The sequence below is a fragment of the Mesorhizobium sp. 128a genome (genome assembly GCF_053848025.1).
The window spans coordinates 1-1,157 of the sequence record NZ_JBSPKY010000078.1 but is presented as its reverse complement, the minus strand read 5'-3'; the positions used below and the strand labels follow the sequence as shown (position 1 = coordinate 1,157).

1 protein-coding gene is annotated in these 1,157 nt (G+C 61.4%); it reads right to left on the bottom strand.

Annotated elements, in window-relative coordinates; genetic code table 11:
• Positions 1 to 136: 136 nt before the first annotated feature.
• Entirely contained in the window at positions 137 to 1,093 is a 957-nt protein-coding gene (locus tag ACWTU9_RS33120) for an IS5 family transposase (protein WP_455862002.1), read from the bottom strand.
• Positions 1,094 to 1,157 lie beyond the last annotated feature (64 nt).

Below are 1,157 nucleotides of genomic sequence, written 5' to 3'. Positions count from 1 at the left end.
GGGACCTGTTGCACAGTACGAGAGAGTGCGGCCGGGATGCGAATACAGTGGTTCGTTGCTTGCCTCTTGGGGATTGAGGCCTTGTTTTGAGGTTTGAGGTGTGTGTTTGGGCCATTCGGCCTGACTGCGGGCGCACCTATCCCGTGATGGCAGCCCATCGGCGCATGTTGAAGGCGATCGCCGCCATCGTCACCTGACCGGCTGCCTTGGCCAGTCCGACATAGCGGATCCTGGTCAGCTTCATGCGGTTCTTGAGCGTGGCGAAAGTGGTCTCCACCGCCGCCCGCCGCCGGCCAATCAGTTGGTTGTAATGCTTGAGCCGCACCGTCAGTGCATGATGCTTGTTGGGACGGCGTGCGATGCGCGCCTTCTTGCCTTCGGCTTTGAGCCGGGCACGACGGGCGTGCGTGTCGTAAGCGGCATCCGCCCATACCGTCTTCTCGTCGCCACAGATCAAGGCATCGGCCATCACCGTGTCGTTGACGTTGGCCGGTGTCGTGATCACCGTACGGATCAGCCCAGAGCCTTCATCCACGCCAACATGGGCCTTGTAGCCGAAGGTGAAGCCGTCCTTGCCCTTGCGCACGGTGGGGCGGGCATCAGCATCTTTCGAAGGCCGCTCAGCTGTCGGCGGGGTCGAGACGGCATTGATCAGCGTCGCATCAAGCATCGTGCCACGCTTCAAGATCACGCCCGCTTTCTCCAACTGCCGGTCCAGCTCGCCAAACAGCTTCTCCAGCAATCCTTCGCTGACGAGCAGGTTGCGAAAGCGTGACAGCACTGTGTGATCGGGAATGCTCTCCTCAAGACCAAGCCCGACAAAGCGCCGGAACGACAACCGGTCGCCAAGCGCTTCTTCCAGTTCGCGGTCCGACAGCCCATAGAGCGATTGCAGCAACAGCGCTTTGAATAGAACCAAGGGGGGCCACGCAGCGCGTCCCGGCCCGCCATCGCGCAGCGGATTGAGCAGCTTCTCGAAGCGGTACCACTTCGCCAGCCCGGACAGACGGTCGAGCGGCGATGAACCGCTAGCAAGCTTCTGGCCCAGAAAGGCCTCCACCAGGCTCAACTGTCCCGTTTGCTTCACCGCCATCGCGATTCCCTCCGAGCTTCCCACTCACAGAATCACAACCAGCCAATTACGCAACAGGCCCACA